Source organism: Streptomyces sp. NPDC055243 (genome assembly GCF_044544025.1).
Taxonomy (GTDB): domain Bacteria; phylum Actinomycetota; class Actinomycetes; order Streptomycetales; family Streptomycetaceae; genus Streptomyces.
The window spans coordinates 70,568-93,130 of the sequence record NZ_JBITWR010000022.1; the positions used below are offsets into that span (position 1 = coordinate 70,568).

Consider the following 22,563-nt stretch of genomic DNA (forward strand, 5'->3'; position numbering starts at 1 on the left):
GGGTGGATCACCCCGTGGGTGGGGTAACTGCGCGGCTAACAGACGTGCGGACCGTGCGGGAGCGGTCCGTGCCCCCCGAGCCGCCCCTGGGGGCGCACCATGCGGAATTTCCTGCGCAGGGCCGGACACGGAGCCCCTGCGGACCGCGGTACGCGGCGAAGCGCATCCGACCCCCACCAGCGTGCCGCCGACACGGCCTGCCCCGAACGTGCCGCGGGCCACGAGGAGCCCGTCGCCCCACGGGCCCCGCGCCCCGAGCGGGTCTCGCCGTCGGGGCCGGCCCTGCGCCGGGCCGCCGCCGAGTTCGTCCGCCTCCACCACGGCGAGACCCGCCGCGGCGATCCCGCGCCACGGATCGCCCAGGTGTTCGCCGAGATCGAGGGGACGGGGACGTATCGCCACACCCACGAGGAGCTCGTCTTCGGCGCCCGGCTCGCCTGGCGCAACGCCGCCCGCTGCATCGGACGCCTCTACTGGCGCTCCCTGCGCGTCCTGGACCGCCGAGAGCTGACCGGCGCCGACGACGTGGCCGCCGCGGCGGCGGATCATCTGCGGGCGGCCGTCGGTGACGGGCGGCGGATCCGGCCCCTCATCACCGTCTTCGCGCCCGACGCGCCCGGCCGTCCGGGGCCGCGCATCTGGAACGAGCAGCTCATCCGGTACGCCGGGTATCCGCGCCCCGGCGGCGGTGTCGTCGGAGACCCGCGCAACGTCGGCATCACCGCGTTCGCGCGCGGCCTGGGCTGGCCGGGCGGACCCGGCACGCCCTTCGACGTACTGCCCCTGGTGATCCAGGGCGCCGACGAGGGGCCCCGCTGGTTCTGGCTGCCGCCCGACGCGGTGCTCGAAGTCCCGATCGAGCACCCCGATCACGCCTGGTGGGCGGGGCTCGGGCTGCGCTGGCACGCCGTGCCCGCGCTGGCCTGCATGTGCCTGGAGATCGGGGGCATCTGCTACCCGGCCGCGCCCTTCAACGGCTGGTACATGGGCACCGAGATCGGCGCCCGCAACCTCGCCGACGGCGACCGCTACGACCTGCTGCCGCGCGTGGCCGAACTGCTCGGGCTCGACACGGCGAGCGACCGCTCGCTCTGGAAGGACCGCGCGCTGGTCGAGCTGAACCGTGCGGTGCTCCATTCCTTCGACCGGGCCGGTGTCACCATGTCCGACCACCACACCGAGTCGCGGCGCTTTTTGACCCACCTGGACCGCGAGGAGAGCAGGGGCCGCTCCGTCGGCGCCGACTGGTCCTGGATCGTGCCGCCGCTGTCGGGCAGCACCACCCCTGTCTTCCACCGCACGTACGACACCGTGGAGCGGCACCCCGCCTACGTCCACCACCCCGAGGCCCTGGCCAGGATGCGCGGCGAGAGCAGCGGAGCGCTGGTCTAGACCGACTGCTAGCGTCTGCCGCACGAGTGCCCCCTGGACACGGTGCTCGGTCCAGAGTCGAGAGGGGAACGCAGTGGTCGGCAGGCACGACGACAGTCAACGGGCGTACATCGGATCCTTCACCGCGGCGGGCGGGGCCGGGATCCTCACCGCTGCCGTCGACGCGGACAGCGGTGCGCTGACCGTCCTCGGCGCCACGGACACGGTCGCCGACCCCTCCTACCTCGCGCTGTCGGCGGCGGGCGACATGCTCTACGCGGTCAGCGAGACCTCCGACGGCGCAGTGGCCGCCTACCGCCTGGACGGTGACAAGGTCGTGCAGGCCGGATCGCCGGTGCCGGTCGGAGGCGCGGCTCCCACACACCTCGCGGTGCACGCGGGGCACGTCCTGACCGCCAACTACGGCTCCGGCAGCGTCACCGCCGTGCCCCTGCGCCCCGACGGCGGCCTCGCCCGCACCGCCTCCGGCGTCCTGGCGCACAGCGGCACGGGACCCCACCCGCAGCGCCAGCAGGGGCCGCACGCCCACCAGGTCCTGCCCGACCCGAGCGGCCGCTGGGTGGTCAGCGTGGACCTGGGCACCGACTCCGTACGCGTCTGCGAGCTCACCGCGGCGGGCGAGCCGGCCCTGCACCGTGAGGTCGCGCTGCGGCCTGGCTCGGGCCCCCGGCACCTCGTCTTCCACCCGCGCGGGGATCGCGCCTACGTCCTGAACGAGCTCGCCCCCACCGTCACGATCTGCGCCTGGGACGCCGCCGAGGGGGCCCTCAAGCCGCTCGGCGAGGCCGCCGTCCTGCCGGGCCCCACGAACGGCGACGGCGAGGCCTACCCCTCCGAGGTCGTCGTCGCGCCCGACGGCCGCTTCCTGTGGACCGCCACCCGCGGCCAGGACGTCATCTCGGTGCTCGCCCTGGACGAGGCGGGGACACGGCCGCGGCTGACGGCCACCGTCCCCTGCGGCGGCCACTGGCCGCGTGACCTGGCCATCGACCCGTCGGGGCGGTTCCTCTACGCGGCCAACGAGCGCTCCGGCGACGTGACGTGGTTCACCATCGATCCCGAGACGGGCATCCCGCGCCGCGCGGGCTCGGTCGAGGCCCCCGCCGCCTCCTGCGTGATCTTCGGCTGACCGCCGCGCCCGCGTCACGCCGATGGGCCCGCCCCCTGCATCAGGGGGCGGGCCCATGGGCGTGACGGCATCAGATCTGCCGGCGCGGTGCGGTCAGTGGACCGGCGCGCCCGAGGGCTGCTGCGGGGCGATCCCGAGCGCCGACGTGTACTTGGAGAGGGCGAGCTTGCCGATCGCCGGGTAGGCGCCGAGCGACTCGGCGACCGAGCAGCCGGCCTCCTTGGCGGCCGCTTCGAGGAGGCTGCCGTCGATCTCGGGACCGATCAGGTACGGGGCGAGCGCCAGCTGTGTGGAGCCCGAACCGCGCAGCTGCTCGGCGGTGTCCGCGATGGCGCCCTCCTGGTCGAGGGCCGCGGCCATCACCGGCACCGCGAGGCGGGCCGCGAGCAGCATGCCGGTGATCCCGGCGGCCTGCACGGCCTCCTCGCCGCCGACCGTGGCCAGGACGATGCCGTCCGCCGCGGTGGCCACCGTGAACAGGCGGGCGCGGTCGGCGCGGGCGAGCCCGGCCTCCGAAAGGCGCACGTGCAGTCCCTCGGCGAGCAGCGGGTGCGGGCCGAGGACGTCCGTCAGCTCGGCCGGGGCGCGGCTGTCCATCACGGCCTGCCGCACGCGCCGCATCAGCGCGTTGTCGGGGCCCGCGAGCAGCGGCACCACGACGGCGACGGGGCCGTCGGGCTCGGCGGCGTCCGACCCCGCGGCGCGCGCCTGCTCATGGCGGGAGGTGCGCTCGATGGCAGCGTGCGCGAGCACGGACTGCAGCGAGGGGAACTCCGGGAACGAGGCGGTCGTGGCGTCCTCGGTCCCGTCCAGGTACCCGATGCGGGCATCGAGACCGGGCAGCTCGGAGCGGGCGATGCTCACGACCTCTTCGGCGAGGCTGCGCGTGGAGGTGCTGGGTACGCCCGGTACGGCGAGAACGAGCGCGGGCGCGTTCTCGGGAGCCGCCACGGGCTCCGGGCGGCGGTGCCGCCCGGGCTGGCGGGGTCGCGGCATTCGTACGGGCAGGCCTGATGCGGGCCCGGTGGGGGAGCTCATGGCCCCGCATGCTACTGGTCTTGGGGGCTTCGCTGTTCGGGGAGGGTACAGGTGGGCGGTATAAGTCCACTTTTGTCTGATGAGTTACGTAGAGGTCGACTGTCGCACGACGGAGTGGTCATCCGGGGTGGTCAACTGTCGTACTCCCTGTGCAGTGTGAGCATGCGCGCGTCGAGCGGCAGACGCAGCCGGTCCGCGGCGACGGCGGCGGCGATGCGCACCGCGCCGTCCAGCGGATCACCGGCGGCCGGGACCAGGCGCACGTGCCGCAGATGCTCCGCCAGCTCCGCGCGCACCGGGCGCAGCAGCACATCGCCCAGCTTGAACAGGCCTCCGGTCAGGGCGACTTCGGGCCGATCGCCCCGGCCCACGGCGTCGGGCACCGGGCAGACGGCGGCCGCCGCCTCGGCGATGTGCCGGGCGGCATCGCGCAGGATCGCCTCGGCCACGGGGTCCTCGGGGGCGCAGCGCCCCACCTCGGGTGCGAACGAGGCGAGCATCGCGGGCCGGTCCGTACGGGGATAGAGCTGTCCGGGCAGGGCTGGTGCGGGGCCGAAGAGCTCCTCGGCGCGGGCGAGCAGCGCCTTCGAACCGCGGGCCCGGCCGTCGAACGCCCGCATCGCCGCATCGAGACCCGCCCGGCCGATCCACGCGCCGCCGCCGCAGTCGCCGAGCAGATGCCCCCAGCCGTCGGCGCGGTGCCAGCCGGTCAGGTCCGTGCCGATCGCGATCATGCCGGTGCCCGCGGCGACGACGGCGCCGGGGCGGTCTCCCAACGCGCCCGCGTACGCGCTGACGGCGTCGGCGGCGAGCACCAGGCGGCTCGTGCCCAGGGCCTGGTGGAGCGCGGCGGGCAGTTCCGCGCGCAGGTCGTCACCGAGGGTCGCCATGCCCGCGGCGCCGATGGCCACGGCGGCGATCCGTCCCCCGCCCGCCTGTTGCAGCAACTCCCGCGCCATGGGGACCAGTTGCTCGGTGAAATGCCCGGCGTCGATGCCGCGCGCGCCGGTACGCACCGGCTCCTTCGAGCTCAGCGGGGCGAGGCGGCCCGCCGTGTCCGGTCCCGCGTCCGTCCCCGTGAGCGCGACGCGCATCCCGGAGCCGCCCGAGTCCACCCCGACGACCCACGCCCCGTCCGTCACGGAAGGCGCCAGTCCACCGGCTGCCCGCCCTGCTGGACCAGCAGGTCGTTGGCCCGGCTGAAGGGGCGCGAGCCGAAGAAGCCGCGGTCCGCCGACATCGGCGAGGGGTGCGAGGACTCGACCGAAGGCAGCGGGCCGAGCAGCGGCCGAAGATTGCGGGCGTCGCGCCCCCACAGGATGGAGACCAGCGGGCGACCGCGGGCGGCGAGCGCCTTGATGGCCTGCTCGGTGACCTCCTCCCAGCCCTTGCCCCGGTGCGCGGCGGGCCGCCCCGGAGCCGTGGTGAGCGCCTTGTTGAGCAGCAGGACGCCCTGCCGGGTCCAGGGCGTGAGGTCGCCGTTCGACGGCTGCGGGACTCCCAGGTCGGAGCCCATCTCGCGGTAGATGTTGATGAGGCTGCCGGGCAGCGGGCGCACCTCGGGCGCGACCGAGAACGACAGACCCACCGCGTGCCCGGGGGTCGGATAGGGGTCCTGGCCCACGATCAGCACCCGCACCTCGTCGAAGGGCTGTTGGAACGCGCGCAGCACGTTCGGCCCTGACGGGAGGTAGGTGCGTCCCGCGGCGATCTCAGCGCGCAGGAAGTCGCCCATCTCGGCGATCTTCCCGGCGACGGGTTCGAGGGCCTTCGCCCAGCCCGCTTCGACGATTTCATGCAAGGGTCGTGATGCCACGGCGTCACCCTACTGCCGTAACGGGGACGTCGATCAACCGATGGCCGCCGCCCTGACGCACAGTACGTCGGGCAGGTGGGAGGCCAACTCCTGCCAGCTGTCACCGTCGTCCGCCGACGCGAACACCTCGCCGTTGCGATTGCCGAAGTAGATGCCCGCGGGATCCTGGCCGTCGCTGCACATCGCGTCGCGCAGCACCGTGCCGTAGTGGTCCTCCGAGGGCAGGCCCGCGCTCAGCGGCTCCCAGCTCCGGCCCGCGTCGGACGTGCGGTAGACGCGACATCGGTGGTCGGCGGGGACGCGGTCCATGTCGGCGTTGATCGGGAAGACGTAGGCGGTGTCCGCGCGGTGCGGGTGGGCGACGGCGGCGAAGCCGAAGTCGGAGGGCAGGCCCTCGCCGATGTCCGTCCAGTGCGCGCCCGCGTCGTCGCTGCGGAACACGCCCCAGTGGTTCTGCAGATACAGGCGGTCCGGGTCGACGGCGTCCCGCGCGACCTTGTGCACGCACTGGCCGAACTCCGGGTTCGGGTCGGGCAGGAAGACCGCGGAGACGCCGTTGTTCGCCGGGGCCCAGCTCTTGCCGCCGTCGAGGGTGCGGAAGACGCCCGCGGTGGAGACGGCGACCGTCACCGCGTCCGGGTCGCGGGGGTCGGTCAGCACGGTGTGCAGGCCCTCTCCGCCGCCGCCCGGCACCCACTTGTCGCGGGTGGGGTGCTCCCAGAGGGGCCGTACGAGCTCGAAGGTCTCGCCGCGGTCCCGCGATTTGTACAGCGCCGCCGGTTCCGTGCCCGCGTACACGACATCCGGTTCGGCGGCCGCGGGGTGCAGCTGCCAGACCCGCTCCAAGGAGGCCCCGGTGTCCTTGGGGAACTTCACGGCCGCCTTGGCCGGCTCCGTCCAGGTCCTGCCGAGGTCGTCGGAGTGGAAGACGGAGGGCCCGTAATGGGAACTGTCGCCGCCCACCAGCAGGCGGGGGGTGTCACCGCGGGCGTCGATGGCCACGGAGTAGACGGCCTGGGCGTTGAAGTACGGGCCGTCGTCGAACCGCCAGGTGTTCGAGCCGCCGCGTTTGCGGCCGATGAAGAGGCCCTTGCGGGTGCCTACGGTCAGGATGATCTCGGCCATGGTGGCCACCTCCGGGACGTCGTTGTCTCAGGTAGGGCTCAGTCTGCACCTCGGCACTGACAGTCACCCCTGGGCACGACGTTCTCGCAGGTCACATCGAGTGTGGTGGAGGGGCGTACGCCCCAGACCTTCACTGCGGCAGGCTGCTGTCCGCCAGCTCGGCGGCCACCTGAGTGATCGTTTCAGGCCCCACCCGGCAGCATCCCCCGATCAGCCGCGCCCCCGCGTCCCGCCAGCCGGTGACCCGGCCCGCGGAGAAGTGCGCCGGGCCCCGCCACGCCCGCTCGGCCGCGTCCCACGTCTCGCCGCTGTTGGGATAGGCCACCACCGGTTTTCCGGTGATGCGCGCGGCGAGGCGCACCGCCGCGTCCGCGTCCTGCGGGTCGCAGCAGTTGACGCCGACCGCGAGGATCTCCTCGGCGTCGGCGGCCAGGGCGAAGGCCTCGGTCAGGGGTTGGCCCGCCCGTGTGTAGCCGCCGGAGACGGTGTACGACAGCCAGGCGGGCACCCCCAGGCCGCGCACCGCCCGCAGCAGGGCCCGCGCCTCGTCCGTGTCCGGGACCGTCTCCAGGGCCAGCACGTCCGGTGCCGCGTCGGCCAGGACCTCCAGGCGCGGGCGGTGGAAGCGTTCCAGCTCGGCCACCGTCAGGCCGTAGCGGCCCCGGTACTCGGAGCCGTCCGCGAGCATCGCCCCGTACGGCCCCGCGGACGCGGCCACCCACACCTGACGGCCCGCGTCCGCTCCCGCCTCGCGCGCCAACTCCACGCTCAGCCGCAGCAGTTCGGCGGTGCTCAGCGCGTCGATGCCGTGCTTGGCGAAGCCTTCGAACGTCGCCTGGTAGCTCGCCGTGGTGGCGATGTCCGCGCCCGCCTCGTAGTACGCCCGATGGGCCGCCGCGACGGCACCCGGTTCGTCGGCGAGCAGCCGCGCCGACCACAGGGCATCGCTCAGGTCGTGCCCGGCGGCCTCCAGCTGGTTGGAGAGGCCGCCGTCGAGCACGAGCGGGCGGCGGGTCAGGGCTTCCGCGAGGTTCACACCGTCGACGCTAGCCGAGGTGCGGACAGGGGGAAGTGGCACGCGACCCGGTGTCCCGCACTGTTCGGCGTGGACACCGGCGGCTCCGTGACGGCGCACACCTCCTGGGCCGCGGGGCAGCGGGTGCGGAAGCGGCAGCCCGACGGCGGCTTCGCGGCCGACGGGGTCTCGCCCTCCAGCTGCATGCGGTCCGGGCCGCCCGCCGCCTCGGGGTCCGGCAGGTTGACCGTGTCGAGGAGCCCGCGCGTGTAGGGGTGCAGCGGGTGGGCGTACACCTGCGCGGCCGGGCCCGACTCGACCAGCTTGCCCAGGTACATCACGCCGACCGTGTCCGCGAGGTGGCGCACCACCGCCAGGTCGTGCGAGATGAACAGATAGGTCAGGCCGCGCTCCCGCTGGAGCTCGCGCATCAGGTTCAGGATCTGCGCCTGGACGGAGACGTCGAGCGCGGAGACCGGCTCGTCGGCGACCACCAGATCGGGCGAGAGCGTCAACGCCCGTGCCAGGCCCAGGCGTTGGCGCTGGCCGCCGGAGAACTCGTGCGGGTAGCGGTGCACGGCGCCGCGCGGCAGGCCGACCGCGTCCAGGAGTTCGCCGACCAGCTTCTCCTGGTCGGCGCGGCTGCCGACGCCCTGGATGACCAGGGGCTCCCGCAGGATCTCGCCGACGCGCATCCGGGGGTCCATGGCGGCCGTGGAGTCCTGGAACATCAGCTGTACCCGCCGCCGGTGCGCCCGCCGCTCGGCCCGTGACATCCGCGCCGGGTCGTGTCCCTCGAAGCGCACGTGTCCGGCTGTCGGCTCCTCCAGGCCCGCGACGATCCGGCCCAGCGTGGTCTTGCCGCAGCCGGACTCGCCGACCATGCCGAACGTCTCGCCCCTGCGGATCTCCAGGGACACCCCGCCGACCGCGCTGACCGTGCCCCGACTGCGCGAGAAGGCCCCGCCCTTGAGGGGGAAGTCCTTGGCCAGGGCGTCGAGTTCGAGCAGTACGTCGCCTGGCGCGCGCGGGGCGGGGATGGCCGGCGGGATCACGACCTCCGCCGCGGACGCGTCGTCCGGCACCGGATGGAAGCAGGCGAACCGGTGCTCCGCGCCGCGTACTTCGTCGTCCGCGAGCCCCGGCTCCCGCGTACGGCACTCCTCGGTCGCGAAGGTGCAGCGCGGCGCGAAGCGGCACCCGGTCGCGGGCGCCGCCAGGTTCGGCGGCAGGCCCGGGATGGTGTGGAGCGCGGTGCCGCTGTCGGCGGACCGCTCGGGGAGGGAGGCGAACAGCGCCTCGGTGTAGCGGTGCCGGGGTCTGGCGAACAGGCCGCGCACGTCGGCCTGTTCGGCGACCTTGCCCGCGTACATCACCGCGACCCGGTCGACCCGGTTGGCGATGACGCCCAGGTCGTGCGTGACCAGGATCAGCGCCATGCCGAGCCGCTCGCGCAGGCCGTCGATCAGCTCCAGGATCTGGTGCTGCGTCGTCACGTCCAGGGCGGTGGTCGGCTCGTCCGCGATGAGCAGCTTGGGCTCGCAGACCAGGGCCATGGCGATCGCCACGCGCTGGCGCATGCCGCCCGACAGCTGGTGCGGATAGGCCTTCATGCGTTCGGCGGGCTGCGGCATGCCGACCAGGCGCAGCATCTCCTGGGCCCGCGCCCACGCCTCTTTCCGGCTCAGGTCGGGGCGGTGCAGGATCAGTGGCTCGGCGACCTGCGCGCCGATCGTCATCGTCGGGTTCAGCGAGGTGAGCGGGTCCTGGAAGACCATGCCGATGGTGTTGCCCCGTACGCCCTGAAGGGCCGGCGCGGGGGCGGTGGCCAGGTCCTGGCCGTCGAACAGGACGCGTCCGCCCGTGACGGCGCCGCCGGGCGGAAGCAGGCCCAGGACGCTGAGCGCGGTCATCGTCTTGCCGCAGCCGGACTCGCCGACGATGCCCAGGGCTTCGCCCGGGGCGAGTTCGAGGCAGACGCCGTCGAGGGCGTGGACGGTGCGCTCGCGCGAGGTGATGTCGACGCGCAGATCGTCGATCGTGAGCAGCGGCCCGGTCTTGGCCGGGGGGTCGCTCTTGAGCAGAGGCTCGGTCATCGTGTGGGTTCTCCCTTACTTCCGCAGCCGTACTTCGAACGCGTCCCGCAGCCCGTCACCGATGAAGTTGAACGCGGCGACGACCAGGACGATCGCGATGCCCGGCGGGAAGATCAGCCACCAGTAGCCGTTCTGGGTGTAGGTGATGCCGGCCGAGAGCATCGAGCCCCAGTCGGCCGACGGCGGCGGAATGCTCAGGCCCAGGAAGGCCAGGTAGCTGACGTAGAGGATGGCGTCGGCGATCTGGAAGGTGCAGTTGACGATGACCGTGCCGATCGCGTTCGGCACGATGTGCTTGAACACGGCCCGCGCCCCGCCGCCGCCCATCATCCGCATCGCCTGGACGTACTCGCGGTCGCGCAGCGAGAGCGCCTCGCCGCGCACCAGACGGGCGGGGGACAGCCAGGCGACCGAGGCGATGATGACGATCAGGACGCCCTTGCTGGGCGTGATGATCGCGGCGACCACGACGAGCAGGAACATCGCCGGGATCGCGAGCGCGGCGTCCGTGATCCGCATCATGGCCGCGTCCACCCAGCCGCCGAAGTAGCCGGCGACCGCGCCGTACACGGTCCCGAAGAGCGTGGCCAGCAGACCTGCCGCCAGGCCGATCTCCAGCGACGTCCGCCCGGCGACCATCAGCCGCCCGACCATGTCGTAGCCCAGGTCGGTGGTGCCCAGGAGGTGGCCGGGACTGCCCGGCGCCAGGTTGGCCTGGCTGAGGTCGGTGTGCACCTGCTCGGTGGGGTGGAGCAGCGGCCCCAGATAGCTGAAGGCCAGGAGCAGGACCAGGACCACCACCCCCGTCAGGGCGAGCTTGTTGCCGGTGAAGACCCGCAGGGTGCGCCGGGCGAGCGAGGGCGTGGCCCGGGCCGCCGCTTCGTTGCCCGGAGCGGCACCGGGGCTGACTGGGGCGGTTGCGGTACTCATGCCACGCTCCGGATCCGGGGGTCGAGGACGGCGTAGAGGATGTCGGTGAGCAGCGAGCCGACGACGGTGGCGATGCCGACGACGAGCGTCACGCCGAGCAGCACCGGGAAGTCGGAGCCCTGCGCCGCGTTCCAGAACAGCAGCCCCATGCCGGGGTAGTTGAACATCGACTCGACGACGAGCGCGCCGCTGAAGAGCGTGGGCAGATACAGGCCCAGCAGGGTGGCCAGCGGGATCAGTGCGTTGCGCAGGACGTGGCGGACCATGATGCGGCGGCTCGACTGGCCCTTGGCCATCGCCGTACGGACGTATTCCTCGGTCAGGTTGTCCAGGACCGCCGAGCGCATGTAGCGGCTGAACATGGCCACGATGCCGAAGGCCATGGTGACCACGGGCAGGACCAGCCCCGTGAAGTCGCCCAGGAGTTCACCGACGCTCTCGCCCTGTGGTGCCTCCGCCGGGAGGATCGGCAGCACCTGCGCGAACACGATGATCATGATGAGGCCGAGGAAGAAGACCGGCGTCGCGTAGAGCAGGAAAGCGAGCCCCGTCAGTGCGTAGTCCGACGCCTTGCCGCGCCGCACGGCCTGCAGCAGACCGAGCGGGACGGCGATGATCACCGCGAGCGCGGTGGAGAGGACGGTCAGGAGCAGGGTCTTGGGCAGGCGCTGCTTGAGCAGGTCGAAGACCGGCGAGTTGAGCTTGAAGGACTCGCCCAGGTCGCCGGTGAAAAGACGCTTCAGGTACATCACGTACTGCGCGGGCAGTGAACGGTCGTATCCCTGCTGGTGGTTGAAGTGCTCGATCTGCTGCGGGGTGCCCTTGGGGCCGAGGATGGCGCGTGCGGGGCCGCCGGGCAGCATGTGGAGCAGCGTGAAGACGATGATCGAGACCAGGAACAGCACGACGAGCGCCTGAAGGAAGCGCTTGACCAGAAAGCCGGTCACTTGTCGGCTCCCTTCTTCTTGACGTAGTACCAGTCCTGCGGTGCGAAGGTGACGGTCGGGTTCTGGCCGATGCCCCGCAAGTCGTTGCGGATCACGGAGACCTGGTAGGCGGGGTTGGGCATCCACATCACCGGCAGCTGCTCGGCGAGGTACTCGCCGTAGGCGTGCATCGCCTTCATGTCGGGCGAGTACTGCACGGCGCGGATGATCCGGTCGGCCTTCTTGTCGCTGTAGTTGCCGAAGTTGGCCGAGGCGCCGGTGGAGAAGAGCTGCTCGCCGCTGGGGTTGAGCGGGTAGTACCAGCTGCCGGCCGTCCCGAAGAACGACATGTCCCAGTCGCAGCCGGGGTCCTTGGCCTTGCAGGGCACGGAGTTGCCGAGCACCGAGTTCAGCGGCTGCTGGCGCACGGTCAGGTCGATCCCGGCCCGGGAGAGCGAGGACTTGAGCTCCTGCATCATGTTCGTCGTCTCGGTGGAGCCGGACTGGGAGAGCAGGGTCAGTTCGAGCGGGGTGTTCCTCGCGATGCCCTTGCCGCACGCGTCGGGGCCCGTCCCGGGGCGTACGCAGCGGGCGGTGCCGTCCACGGTCTTCCAGCCGTGCTCGGCCAGGAGCCGCTTGGCCTTGTGCACGTCGAAGGGGTACTGGTTCTTCTCCATCGCCCCGGACAAGTACTGGCTCTTGGGCGTCACCGGCACCGGGCCGAGCGTCGGGGTCGCGCTGCCCTGCCAGATGACGTCGCTCATCGCCTTCTGGTCGACGAGGTGCTGCATCGCCCGGCGGATGTAGAGCTGGTCCATCATCGGGCCCGCGTGCGTGGAGTTGAAGTTGTAGACGATGTACGTCGCCGCCCAGCCCTCCCACGGATCGACGCGGTAGCCCTTCTCCTGGAACTTCTCCTTCTGCGCCATCACCGACGGCGGGATGTAGCCGTAGTCGACGCCTCCCGACCGCAGCACGTTGTACTCGGAGTCGGCGGTGGTGAAGGGCTTGAAGACGACCTTGTCCAGGTGCGGGCGCTGGGAGGCGGGGCCGGTGTACTTCTCGTTCGGGACGATGGTGACCTGGCCGCTGTCGCGCCAGCCCGCCAGCTTCCACGGGCCGTTGACCGTCTTCCACAGCGGGTCGGAGCCGTACGAACCCAGGCTCTTGGCGTGCCGCGTGAGCCGCGCGAAGACGGTCTTGGCGCCCGCCTTGGCGCGGTCCCAGTCGCCGATCTCGCCGCCGTCGGTCTTGGCGTCCCAGGCGTGCTGGGGCAGGGCCCGCATCAGGGTGAGCTGGTTGGCGGTGAACCAGTCGGGGTTGTAGGCGCGGCTCAGGTGCAGGCGCACGGTGTGGTCGTCGACCGTCTCGAAGCGCTTGACGTTGTCGGGCATCGTGCCGACCGAGTAGTTGCCCCAGCTCGCCTTGTTGGCCTTGACGAGGTTGAACCAGAACTCGATGTCGCGTGCGGTGACCGGCTTCCCGTCGGACCACGTGACGCCCTCGCGCAGCGGCACCGTCACGGTCTTGTTGCCGTCGCTGAACTTCGGCTCCCGGCCGAGGGTGCTCGGACCGTGCGTGGTCAGCTCGCCCTTCTCCTGCACGGCGTCGTACACCGGCATGAAGAGCAGGGACTGGATGCCGTAGTTGTACGAGGCGCCGTAGCCGGGGGCGCCGATCGGGAAGATCCAGTTCGGTGTGGCGGCGGGCGGCAGGGCCATCGTGGCGGTGCCGCCCTCGACGGGAGTGCCGCCGGTGGGGCCCATGTCGACGCGGCCGCCCTCCTGGGTGCAGCCGGTCACGGCCGTGAGGGCGAGCGCGGCGACGGATGCCGCGGCGGCTATGAGAGCGCGGCGCCGCGCGCGGTGACGTGATCGCCTTGAGCGCATGGCGAAGGGCCTCCAAGGATGCGAGAGCCGGACCGTGCCGGAGATCGACGGGCGGCGCCTGAACGCTAGGACCGGCGACAAAATCAAGTCAAGGGCTTCGTTCGGCAAGAAGTCTCAAAATCGGGAGGGTCTGGCCAACTTGCTTTGAAGGGTCTTAGTGTTCGTCCCGATGTCGAACGAACTGATCGAAGCAACTGGGGGCGGCATGGCCGGTACACCGCACGGCGAACCGGGTTCGGCGCAGCACATCCTGCAGCTGGTCTCCTCGGGCGCCGCCTCCTCCCGGGCCGATCTCGTACGCGAGTTGGGGCTCGCCCCCTCCACCGTGTCGCTGCGCGTGCAGGAGCTGGTCAGCGCCGGGGTGCTCAGCGAATCCGGCGAGGGGGCGTCCCGCGGGGGCCGCCGCCCCCGGCTGCTGCGCGTCCACGCGCAAGGCGGCGTCGCCCTCGCCGCCGACCTCGGCAGCCACCACGCGCGCATCGGCGTCGTCGACCTCGGCGGCACGGTCCTGGACGCCGTCGACCTGCCGCACGACATCACCGCCGGGCCGGAGTCCGCCGTCGACTGGCTCTGCGGCCAGGTCGCCGAACTCGGCGCCCGCCAGCGCGAGGCAGGCCGCACCGTGCGCGCCCTGGGCGTCGCCTTCCCCGGCCCCGTACAGCCCGCCGAAGGCCGCGTCCTGAGCCCCTCGCGCATGCCCGGCTGGCACCGCTACCCGCTGCGCGACGTCCTGGCCGAACGCCTCTCCATCCCCGTCACCGTCGACAACGACGCCACGATGATGGCCGTCGGCGAACACCGCACCGCACGCCCCGGCCTGGACCACATGGTGGTCGTCAAGGCGGGCCGCGGCATCGGCAGCGGCGTCATCGTGGCGGGCCGCCCGCACGACGGCGCGAACGGCTCGGCCGGCGACATCAGTCACGTACGCATCGAGGCGGCGGGCGACCGCCCGTGCAGCTGCGGCAACATCGGCTGCCTGGAGACCGTGGCCAGCGGCGCCGCCCTCATCCGCGAACTGGCCGTCCAGGGCGTCGAGGTGGCGGACACCACCGAATTGCTTCGGCTGGTCGCCGACGGCGACCCGCAGGCCACCACCCTCGTGCGCACCGCCGGACGGCACATCGGCACCGTCCTGTCCGTCGTCGTGAACTTCTTCAACCCCCAGGCCGTCGCCCTCGGCGGGGTCCTCGCCACCGCCGAGCCGCTCGTCGCCGCCGTACGCGGCGTCCTCTACGAGCGCTGCCTGCCGCTGGCCACCGCGGACCTGGAGATCACCACCACCGTCACGGGGCGTGACGCGGGCCTCCTGGGCGCCGGACTCACCGCCCTGCGGCAGAACCTCCCGACCCCACCGGCTCCCCAGGAAGAGAGCGCCCCCGCATGACCACGAACCAGCGTCGCCTCCGCATCGGCATCGGCGGCATCGGCATCGAGTCCTCCACCTTCTGCCCGCACCGCTCCACCACCGACGACTTCCGCCAGACCCGAGGCCAGGACCTCCTGGACCGCTACACCTGGACCCGGCCGGAGTCCGACCTGGCCCACACCGTCGAGTGGGTGCCGCTCCTGCATGCGACCTCGCTGCCCGGCGGCCCGGTGGAAGCGGAGTCGTATCTGACCCTCAAGGACGAACTGGTCACGCGCATACGGGAAGCGGGCCCGCTGGACGGCCTGGTCTACGACATCCACGGCGCGATGAGCGTCATCGGCCTGACCGACGCCGAGGCCGATCTGACGGAAGCGGTCCGGGCCGCCCTCGACGCCGTCGGCGCCCCCGACGGCGGGCGCCCGATGATCTCGACCGCCATGGATCTGCACGGCAACGTCTCGCGCCGGTTCGCCGAGCCCATCGACCTGCTCACCGCCCACCGCCTGGCCCCGCACGAGGACGCCTGGGAGACCCGCGAGCGCGCAGCGCGCAATCTCGTGCGCTGCCTGCGCGAGGGAAGCAGGCCGCACCGCGCCTGGGTGCAGGTGCCGGTGCTGCTGCCCGGCGAGAAGACCAGCACCCGCCTGGAGCCCGCCAGGTCCCTCTACGCCTCGCTCGCCGACATCGAGCAGCTGCCCGGCATCCTGGACGCCGCGCTGTGGGTCGGCTACGCCTGGGCCGACGAGCCGCGCTGCAAGGCCGCGATCGTCGTCACCGGCGACGACGCCGAACTGGCCGCCGCCGAGGCCGAGAAGCTGGCACGCCGCTACTGGGACGCGCGGCGCGACTTCGTCTTCGTCGGGCCCACCGGCGGCGCCCAGGAGTGCATCGAGAAGGCGGTCGCCTCGGACAAGCGGCCCTTCCTGATCAGCGACTCCGGCGACAACCCCACGGCGGGCGGCGCCGGTGACCTTGCGTACATGCTGGGCAAGCTCCTGGAGAACGAAGCCATCCGGTCCGGGGAGGTCACCGCCGTCCACCCCGGCATCACCGACCCGGCCGCCGTCGCCCGCTGCTTCGAGGCCGGAGTGGGCGCCGAGGTCACCCTGAGCGTCGGCGGCAAGGTCGACGCGAACCACGGTGGCCCGTACGAACTCACCGGCACGGTCGTGGCGTTGCAGCGCGCGGCCGAGCAGCAGGACCGCGCGGAGGGCGGCGCGTACGACCGGGGCGTGGACATGGCCGCGGTGCGCAGCGGCGGCGTGACGGTGATCCTGGTCGAGCGCCGCAAGCCCTTCCACACCCTGGCGGACTTCCTGGGCCCGGCGGACGGCGGCCTGGGCATCGACCCGCGCACCTTCGACCTGGTCGTCGTCAAGATCGGCTATCTGGAGCCGGAACTCTACGACATGGCCGCCGACTGGCTGCTCGCGCTCACCCCCGGCGGCGTCGACCAGGACCTGCTGCGGCTCGGGCACCACCGGGTGGAGCGCCCGCTGTACCCGTTCGACGAGGACGCGTACGACACCGGGGACGGCCCCGTTCTGACGGCCACCCAGCTGGGCACCCTCGCCGGGTGATGGGCGCGCTCGCCAGGTGAGAAGGGTCTTCACCTGCGGGAACCGGTCTGCCAGGGTGATCCCCGCGCCCCACCCGTGATCCCCCCCGCAGAGGAGCCGCCCCATGAAGCGCGCCGCCACGCTGTCCGCCCTGGTCTGCCTGCTCGCCGTCACCGCCGCCGCGCCCGCGTCGCCCGACACCGGACGCGGCAAGGGCGGTCACCACGGCAGTCTCCTGGACTCCGTGCCCAAGTCGGGCGTCCTGAAGGTGTGCACGACGGGCGACTACCGCCCGTTCACGCACCTGGACCCCGCCGACAAGACGTACAGCGGCGTGGACATCAAGATGGCCCAGGACCTGGCGAAGAGCCTGGACGCCAAGCCCAAGTACGTCGCCACGACGTGGGCCGACCTCACCAAGGACGTGGCGGCGGGCCGCTGCGACATCGCGGTCGGCGGCGTCTCCATCACCCTGCCGCGCGCCCGCCAGGTCTACTTCAGCGAGCCGACCCGCGAGGACGGCAAGACGCCGATCGTGCGCTGCGCCGACAAGGAGAGGTTCGGCGAGGGCACGCTCAAGGACATCGACAAGCCGGGCACCACCGTCATCGTCAACCCCGGCGGCACGAACGAGCAGTTCGCGCGCGCCAACATCAAGCAGGCCACGATCAAGCAGCACCCCGAGAACACCACGATCTTCCAGGAGATCATCGAGGGCCGCGCGGACGTGATGATGACGGACGCCAGCGAGACCCGCTACCAGGCCAAGATCCACCCCGAGCTGTGCTCCCTGCACCCCGACAAGCCCTTCACCTTCTCCGAGAAGGCCTACGCGCTGCCGCGCGGGGACGAGCAGTTCAAGGAGTACGTCGACCAGTTCACGCACCTGGCGACGCACGACGGGACGTACGCCCGGTACGAGGCCGAGTGGATGGGCGCCCCCTCGGGTTCCTAGACAGGGGTTATCCCTGAGGTGGTCCCCGATGTCGGGGCGGCGGGGCCGTCCTACCTTCCTGGCATGGCTTCCTTCCGTGATCGGTGCATCCACAGCCGGCAGGGCGGTCGGCTCTCCTCGACCACCACCGCCGACATCGACGAGCTCGTGGCCGGGCTCAAGGACCGGCCGCGCGTCGTGCTGCACTTCCACGGTGGGCTCATCGACGACACGCTGGGGTTCGCCACCGCCGAGCGGCTCGCGCCCGTGTACGAGGCGGCGGGCGCCTCTCCCGTCTTCTTCGTGTGGAGCAGCGGGCTGCTCGAGACCCTGCGGGGCAACCTGCCGCAGATCCTGAACGAGAGCGTCTTCCGTACGCTGCTCAACAGGGTCACCCGTTATGCCACCGGCACCGTGTTCCGGCAGCCGGGGCAGCGCGCCCTCGGGGTGGTGGCCACTCCCACCCCGAGGGCTGTGGCCGCCGAACTCGCCCAAGTGCGGGCGGGACAGGAACCGTACGCCCGGCTGGCCGCGCCGCCGGAGGTGCCGCCGCTGAGCGATGCGGAGCAGAAGCAGATCGCCGCCGAGCTCTCGGCGGACGTCGAACTGGCCGAGCGCACCCGGGAGATCGTGAACTCGGTGCTGCCTGCGGGCCAGCCGCAGACCACAGAGCCGGCCGTCGCGGCGCGAGACGTCATCGGGGGGCGTGCCGCGGCGGCCACACTGATGTCACCGGAGGTGGTCGCCGACCTCGCGGCCAGGGCGGGCACGGGGGAACGCGCCCTGGTCAGCACCGCGTTGGTCGTGCGCAAGACCGTGCGGGTGGTGGCCGCCGTCGTCGGCCGCTTCCGGCAGCGCACCGACCACGGGCTGTATCCGACGGTCGTCGAGGAGATCCTGCGCGAGTTCTACCTCGCCAATGTGGGCGCCGCGATCTGGGACGCCATGAAGCGGCAGACCGCCGACACGTTCGCCGCCGCCGACGACGAGGTCCGCGCCGGACGGTACTTCCTGGACCGCTTCGCCGAGCTGCTCGCCACCGGCACCCGCCCGCAGGTGACCGTCGTCGGCCACAGCGCGGGCGCGGTGTTCATCGGCAACCTGCTCGACGACCTGGTGCGCAGGCGCGCCGCGGAGGACGATCCGCTGCCCGCCGACTTCCGGCTGCGGGACGTGGTGCTCCTCGCACCCGCCTGCACCGTGGGGCAGCTGGCGCCCGTGGTCCGCCGCCAGGCCGAACTCTTCGACCGGTTCCGGATGTTCACCATGACCGACCCGGCGGAGCGGGCCGACCACCTCGTGCCGTTCCTGTATCCGAGGTCGCTGCTCTACTTCATCTCCGGTCTCCTGGAGCGCGGGCCGTCGCAGCAGTCGGTCGTGACGCCGATCGCGGGCATGCAGCACTGGTATCTGGACGCCGCCGGGGGGCCCGACTCGGACGATCTGCGCACCTTCCTGCGGGCGGACCCCGCGCGCACGGTCTGGTCGCCCGGGGACAGCGGCACGGGCCTGCGCGCAGGGGCGCGCAGCCACGCCGCGTTCGACGACGACCCGCAGGTCCTCGAGAGCGTGGCCGCCATGCTCGCCGACTGAACGGCGCGAGGAACGGCGCGAGGCACGCCACGAGGAGAGGCACGCCACGAGGAACGGCGCGTGGACGAACAAGGGGGAGTCCGATGAACGACCTGCACTACGCCGTGGTCGTCGGCATCAACCGCTACCCGGCCATCGGTGACCTGCAGGGGGCGCGGGGTGATGCGGTCCGGTTCCGCGACTGGCTCGTCGACCCCGACGGAGGCGACGTGCCGAAGGACAACGTCGTCCTGGTCACCGCCTCCGAGGAGGAAGAGCTCACCGCGGACTTCATGAGCGCCGTACCGACCAGAGAGATCGTCAACCGGGCGCTCTACGAACTGCACCTCGCGGTCACGCGGGCGATCGACGCCCTGCCCGGCGAGGAACAGCTGGCCGCGTGGCGGCGGACCCGCCTGTACATCTTCCTCGCGGGGCACGGCATCGGTCTCTCCGACAACAGCGCCGGGCTGCTGATGGCCAACGCCGCGATCGACCTGCTCGGCAACCACGTCGCCGTACGCTCCTACCTGGACTGGTACGAGTCGGCCGCGAAGTTCCGCGAGGTCGTCTGCTTCGCCGACTGCTGCCGCACCGGCTACCGCGGATCGCCGCCCTTCGGGCCGCCCTTCACCGGAACCACCGAGGATCCCGAGGCGGTCGACTGCTTCGTCGGGTTCGCCACCTCGCTCGGTGACCCCGCCTACGAAGAGCAGCACGCCGACCCCGACCGCGCGCGCGGGCACTTCACCACCGCGCTCCTGGACGGACTGCGCGGCGGCGCCACTCGCAACGGGGCGATCACCTCCGACAGCCTCAGCGACTACGTCGTACGGCATGTGGAGGACCGCACCCGGACCATGCTGGTCCCGCAGCAGCCCCGGTTCATCAAGGGCAGCGCCCCGATGATCTTCGCGGGTGAGCTCGCGCCGCAGACGTACCCCGTCACACTGCGCTTCCCGGACGGCTTCCGCGGCTGGGTGCAGCTGCGCGGCGGCGACCCCGGCCAGGCGCCCGTGAGACTGCACGTCGACTCGGCGGAGAGCGTCGAGAAGCTCACGCCCGGTCTGTACCGCGCCACGCCGGAGAGCGTGAGCGCGGCGGACTTCCGCCACGGCGGATTCTTCGAGGTCATGACAGGAGGTGGCAACGGTGTCCAGCTCTGAAACCCCTGAGGGGCGCGGGCGCGCACGGCAGGACGCGGTGGACCGGGTGCCGTTCGTCGTCATACCGGACACGCCGTCGGTCCTGGTCACCGTCACGGACTCAGCGTTCCGCGAGGTGGCGCACGCGATGGGCACCATCGACACCACGCTGCCGCCGGGCATCTACCGCATCGAGCAGCGCTTCGGCGGCGCGGTGGAGAGCCGGTTCGTCGAGGTCGGCACGGAGGCGTTCGCCGAGCGGCTCGCGCTGCCCGCCATGCCCACGCCCACCCCGGTCGAAGGCACCCCCACGACCCGCGAGGACCACCGTGCGGCGGCCATGCGCTGGAGCACCGAGGCGACGCACGGCGGGGGCACGCCGACGCTGATGGTCCTGGTCCGCAATCTGCGCCGGGGCTGGCAACTGGACCCCTTCGCCCTGGAGATCGCCGACGAGCGCGGCAGGCCCGTGGACGGCGGCGCCGGGGGCTGGGAGCCGGCCGGTGGACAGGAGTGGTCGGCCTGGAGCGGTGAACTGCCGCCCGGCGGCTACCGGTTGAGGCCGCGCAGGCGTCCCGCCGACGGGCTGTCCCTGGCGCAGGCGCTGCACGTGCTCGACGGGTGGACGACCCTGGTGTTCGTGAGCAACGGACCGCAGGGGCCGCAGCCGCAGTTCGCCTCGATCCAGATGGTGCCCCGGGGCATCGGCTGGCAGCCGGCGGACCGCACCCTGGACCTGGCCCTGGAGGCCGCGCTCTCGGGGCTGCGGCAGGGGATCGACCTGGTGTCGACGCGGCAACTGCTCGGCCTGCTGGACGCGGAGAGCGTCAACCCCTTCCTCGGCATCGTCGGGGCCCACGCGCTGCTGCTGCACCCGACCCCCGACCTGGGGCGGATCGGCAGCCTCCTGGAGCGCCTGGTCCACTACGCCCCCGTCCAGCCGGACATCGCCGCGCTGTGCACCCTGCTCGACGAGCCGGTGCCGACGGTCGCGACACCGCCCATGCTCGCCGCCTCCTGCCGGCTGCTGGTGCGGGCCGACGCGGCGGACCCGGGGGTCCTCCAGGACGGTTCGGTGGCCGAGAACGTGGCGGAACACCTGGTGGGGCGCGGGGTCTGGACGACCTGGCTGGAGCAGGAACCCCGGCAGGCCGTCGCGGCGCGCGGCGGACTCGTCCCGCCGGCGCGGGGGGACGCCGGCCGGGCCAGGCGATCGCGGGCCGCCGATCCGGTGGGCCGGGTCCAGCGCTATGTGCGGGAAGTCGCGAGCGTCGAGGACAGGAGCGTGGGCGACGTGCTGAGCAGCATGGCGCCGAAGGACCTCTCCCGCAGGACCGGCATGCCGCACAAGGCCGTCGACAAGGCCATCGAGGAGCTCAGGCGCACGGAAGCAGACCCGCGGGGCCCGCAAGACCGGCAGGGCCCGCAACGGAAGCCGCAAGGCGAATGAGGCCCGCACAGCGGCACGGAGAGGAAGAGGGAGCCGGGCGGCCCGCAAGGGGAGTGAGGCCGCGACGGCCGGGAGGCACTGCCTCCGGCCGCCGCGGCTCCCGACGGCTCCGTCGCCACGCACGGCACCCCCGTGTCCGTGCGTGGCGGAGCGTCGGTGGCCTGCCGGCCGCGTCCCCCAACACGGCCGGCAGGGGTGGGTGGGGCGACCTGCGGCCCGTGCACCCCCGAGCGTGCACGGACAGCCAGGCCGGCGGTGACGTGGTGGCGCGTCACCCGTTCTCGTGGAACCCGCGCTGCGGTTCCGCTCCCCATGGCTGCCCCGTCTCCCCGTCGTGTCCGTCAGGTCAGCGCGTGGCGCACCATCGTGCGGAACTGCTCCGAGGGTTCGATGCCGAGCTCCGTGCGGAGCAGCCCGCGGAACGCCTTGAAGTGGCGTACCGCCTCCGCGAGGTTGTTCTCGGCGAGGTGCACCGTCACGACCGCCCGGTGCGCGCTCTCGCGCAGCGGATCGATGCGGGTGCACTCAAGGGCGGCCTCCAGGGCGGGGGCGTACTGCTCCCGCACGACCAGGCGCGCGGACAGGGCCTCCAGCGCGTGCAGCCGCAGCTGGTGCAGCCGCTCGCGCTCGAACACCACCCAGTCCTGGTGCCAGCCGGGCAGCAGTTCCCCCATGCCCATCAGCGAGGCGCACGCGGCCCCGGTCCCCTCTGCCGAGGCCGCGAGTATGTGGTGTGCCGTGGCGGTGAAGTCCTCGATGTCCATCCGGACGCGCCGGCTGAGCGCGAGCACCCCCGGCCGGGGGTCGGCGACGGCCGAACCGGCCGCGTTCAGGCGCCAGATGGCGGTACGGAGGCAGGCGCGCGCACGCTCCTCGGTGACGTCGGGCCACAGTGTCCCGGCGAGCACCGAACGGGTCAGGGGGCCCCGGAGCCCGAGCAGGGCGAGCAGCTGCTGCCCGCTGGCGGACACGTCGACCTGCTCGCCGCCGTCGCCCTCGCCGCGGCTGAGGTGAAATCCCCCCAGCAGCCGCAGACGCAGGGCCGGTGGCGCGTCGCCGCATACCGCCGGACATTCCGTGACAGCCATGTGTGCACCCCCAGTTGTGCATTCCGTGCCCTGACCAGCCAAGAACCTACGCCGGGCAGGGCAGGGGTGCCTCAGGGAACCGCCCAG

18 protein-coding genes are annotated in these 22,563 nt (G+C 72.5%); 8 read left to right on the top strand and 10 right to left on the bottom strand.

The annotated features are described in order from the left end of the window. Window positions 1-99 precede the first annotated feature (99 nt). Both ACIGXX_RS39575 and ACIGXX_RS39580 read left to right on the top strand, forming a co-directional pair. A complete protein-coding gene (locus ACIGXX_RS39575) occupies window positions 100-1,392 on the top strand; it encodes a nitric oxide synthase oxygenase (protein ID WP_399983339.1) in 1,293 nt (430 codons plus the stop codon). 73 nt (window positions 1,393-1,465) lie between these two features. Further along, window positions 1,466-2,521: a lactonase family protein gene (locus tag ACIGXX_RS39580; RefSeq protein ID WP_361473040.1), complete on the top strand. Its 1,056-nt coding sequence runs from the start codon at window positions 1,466-1,468 to the stop codon at window positions 2,519-2,521. A 93-nt stretch (window positions 2,522-2,614) separates the two neighbouring features. On the opposite strand, the gene ACIGXX_RS39585 is transcribed toward ACIGXX_RS39580, so the two are convergent. From ACIGXX_RS39585 to ACIGXX_RS39625, 9 genes are all read right to left on the bottom strand, one after another. After that, window positions 2,615-3,559 carry a hypothetical protein gene (locus ACIGXX_RS39585; RefSeq protein WP_361473043.1) on the bottom strand — a complete coding sequence of 315 codons (945 nt, stop codon included), beginning with the start codon at window positions 3,557-3,559 and terminating at the stop codon, window positions 2,615-2,617. 131 nt (window positions 3,560-3,690) lie between these two features. After that, window positions 3,691-4,701 carry an N-acetylglucosamine kinase gene (locus tag ACIGXX_RS39590; protein ID WP_399983344.1) on the bottom strand — a complete coding sequence of 337 codons (1,011 nt, stop codon included), beginning with the start codon at window positions 4,699-4,701 and terminating at the stop codon, window positions 3,691-3,693. Then, the gene (locus ACIGXX_RS39595; RefSeq protein WP_351171688.1) at window positions 4,698-5,375 is read right to left on the bottom strand and encodes a uracil-DNA glycosylase; all 678 of its coding nucleotides are present in this window, start codon (window positions 5,373-5,375) and stop codon (window positions 4,698-4,700) included. Before ACIGXX_RS39595 ends, ACIGXX_RS39590 begins: the two co-directional genes overlap by 4 nt. Before the next feature lie 33 nt (window positions 5,376-5,408). Next, window positions 5,409-6,500, bottom strand: a complete 1,092-nt coding sequence (locus ACIGXX_RS39600) for a WD40/YVTN/BNR-like repeat-containing protein (protein WP_399983348.1) — start codon at window positions 6,498-6,500, stop codon at window positions 5,409-5,411. 130 nt (window positions 6,501-6,630) lie between these two features. Beyond that, entirely contained in the window at window positions 6,631-7,536 is a 906-nt protein-coding gene (mmuM, locus tag ACIGXX_RS39605) for a homocysteine S-methyltransferase (protein ID WP_399983351.1), read from the bottom strand. Continuing rightward, on the bottom strand, window positions 7,533-9,611 hold the full coding sequence (locus ACIGXX_RS39610; RefSeq protein ID WP_399983354.1) for a dipeptide ABC transporter ATP-binding protein: 2,079 nt from the start codon (window positions 9,609-9,611) through the stop codon (window positions 7,533-7,535). The genes mmuM and ACIGXX_RS39610 overlap by 4 nt, the downstream gene beginning before the upstream one ends. Window positions 9,612-9,626: 15 nt before the next feature. Further along, window positions 9,627-10,541, bottom strand: a complete 915-nt coding sequence (locus tag ACIGXX_RS39615) for an ABC transporter permease (protein ID WP_351171676.1) — start codon at window positions 10,539-10,541, stop codon at window positions 9,627-9,629. Next, a complete protein-coding gene (locus ACIGXX_RS39620; RefSeq protein WP_399983358.1) occupies window positions 10,538-11,488 on the bottom strand; it encodes an ABC transporter permease in 951 nt (316 codons plus the stop codon). The genes ACIGXX_RS39615 and ACIGXX_RS39620 overlap by 4 nt, the downstream gene beginning before the upstream one ends. Further along, complete coding sequence (locus tag ACIGXX_RS39625; RefSeq protein WP_399983362.1) at window positions 11,485-13,356, bottom strand: peptide ABC transporter substrate-binding protein; 1,872 nt, start codon at window positions 13,354-13,356, stop codon at window positions 11,485-11,487. The genes ACIGXX_RS39620 and ACIGXX_RS39625 overlap by 4 nt, the downstream gene beginning before the upstream one ends. 169 nt (window positions 13,357-13,525) lie before the next feature. Here ACIGXX_RS39625 and ACIGXX_RS39630 point away from each other — a divergent pair, with 169 nt between their 5' ends. From ACIGXX_RS39630 to ACIGXX_RS39655, 6 genes are all read left to right on the top strand, one after another. After that, window positions 13,526-14,743, top strand: coding sequence for an ROK family protein (locus ACIGXX_RS39630; RefSeq protein ID WP_399983366.1), 1,218 nt, complete (start codon window positions 13,526-13,528; stop codon window positions 14,741-14,743). Then, window positions 14,740-16,308 carry a M81 family metallopeptidase gene (locus ACIGXX_RS39635; RefSeq protein ID WP_399983369.1) on the top strand — a complete coding sequence of 523 codons (1,569 nt, stop codon included), beginning with the start codon at window positions 14,740-14,742 and terminating at the stop codon, window positions 16,306-16,308. The genes ACIGXX_RS39630 and ACIGXX_RS39635 overlap by 4 nt, the downstream gene beginning before the upstream one ends. Before the next feature lie 103 nt (window positions 16,309-16,411). Further along, a complete protein-coding gene (locus ACIGXX_RS39640; RefSeq protein ID WP_361473075.1) occupies window positions 16,412-17,242 on the top strand; it encodes a transporter substrate-binding domain-containing protein in 831 nt (276 codons plus the stop codon). A gap of 63 nt (window positions 17,243-17,305) precedes the next feature. Then, on the top strand, window positions 17,306-18,814 hold the full coding sequence (locus tag ACIGXX_RS39645; protein ID WP_399983373.1) for a hypothetical protein: 1,509 nt from the start codon (window positions 17,306-17,308) through the stop codon (window positions 18,812-18,814). A gap of 83 nt (window positions 18,815-18,897) precedes the next feature. Further along, complete coding sequence (locus ACIGXX_RS39650) at window positions 18,898-19,959, top strand: caspase domain-containing protein (RefSeq protein WP_399983376.1); 1,062 nt, start codon at window positions 18,898-18,900, stop codon at window positions 19,957-19,959. After that, entirely contained in the window at window positions 19,946-21,388 is a 1,443-nt protein-coding gene (locus ACIGXX_RS39655) for a hypothetical protein (RefSeq protein ID WP_399983379.1), read from the top strand. The genes ACIGXX_RS39650 and ACIGXX_RS39655 overlap by 14 nt, the downstream gene beginning before the upstream one ends. Before the next feature lie 341 nt (window positions 21,389-21,729). On the opposite strand, the gene ACIGXX_RS39660 is transcribed toward ACIGXX_RS39655, so the two are convergent. Beyond that, complete coding sequence (locus ACIGXX_RS39660; protein ID WP_351171650.1) at window positions 21,730-22,476, bottom strand: BTAD domain-containing putative transcriptional regulator; 747 nt, start codon at window positions 22,474-22,476, stop codon at window positions 21,730-21,732. Window positions 22,477-22,563: the final 87 nt, after the last annotated feature.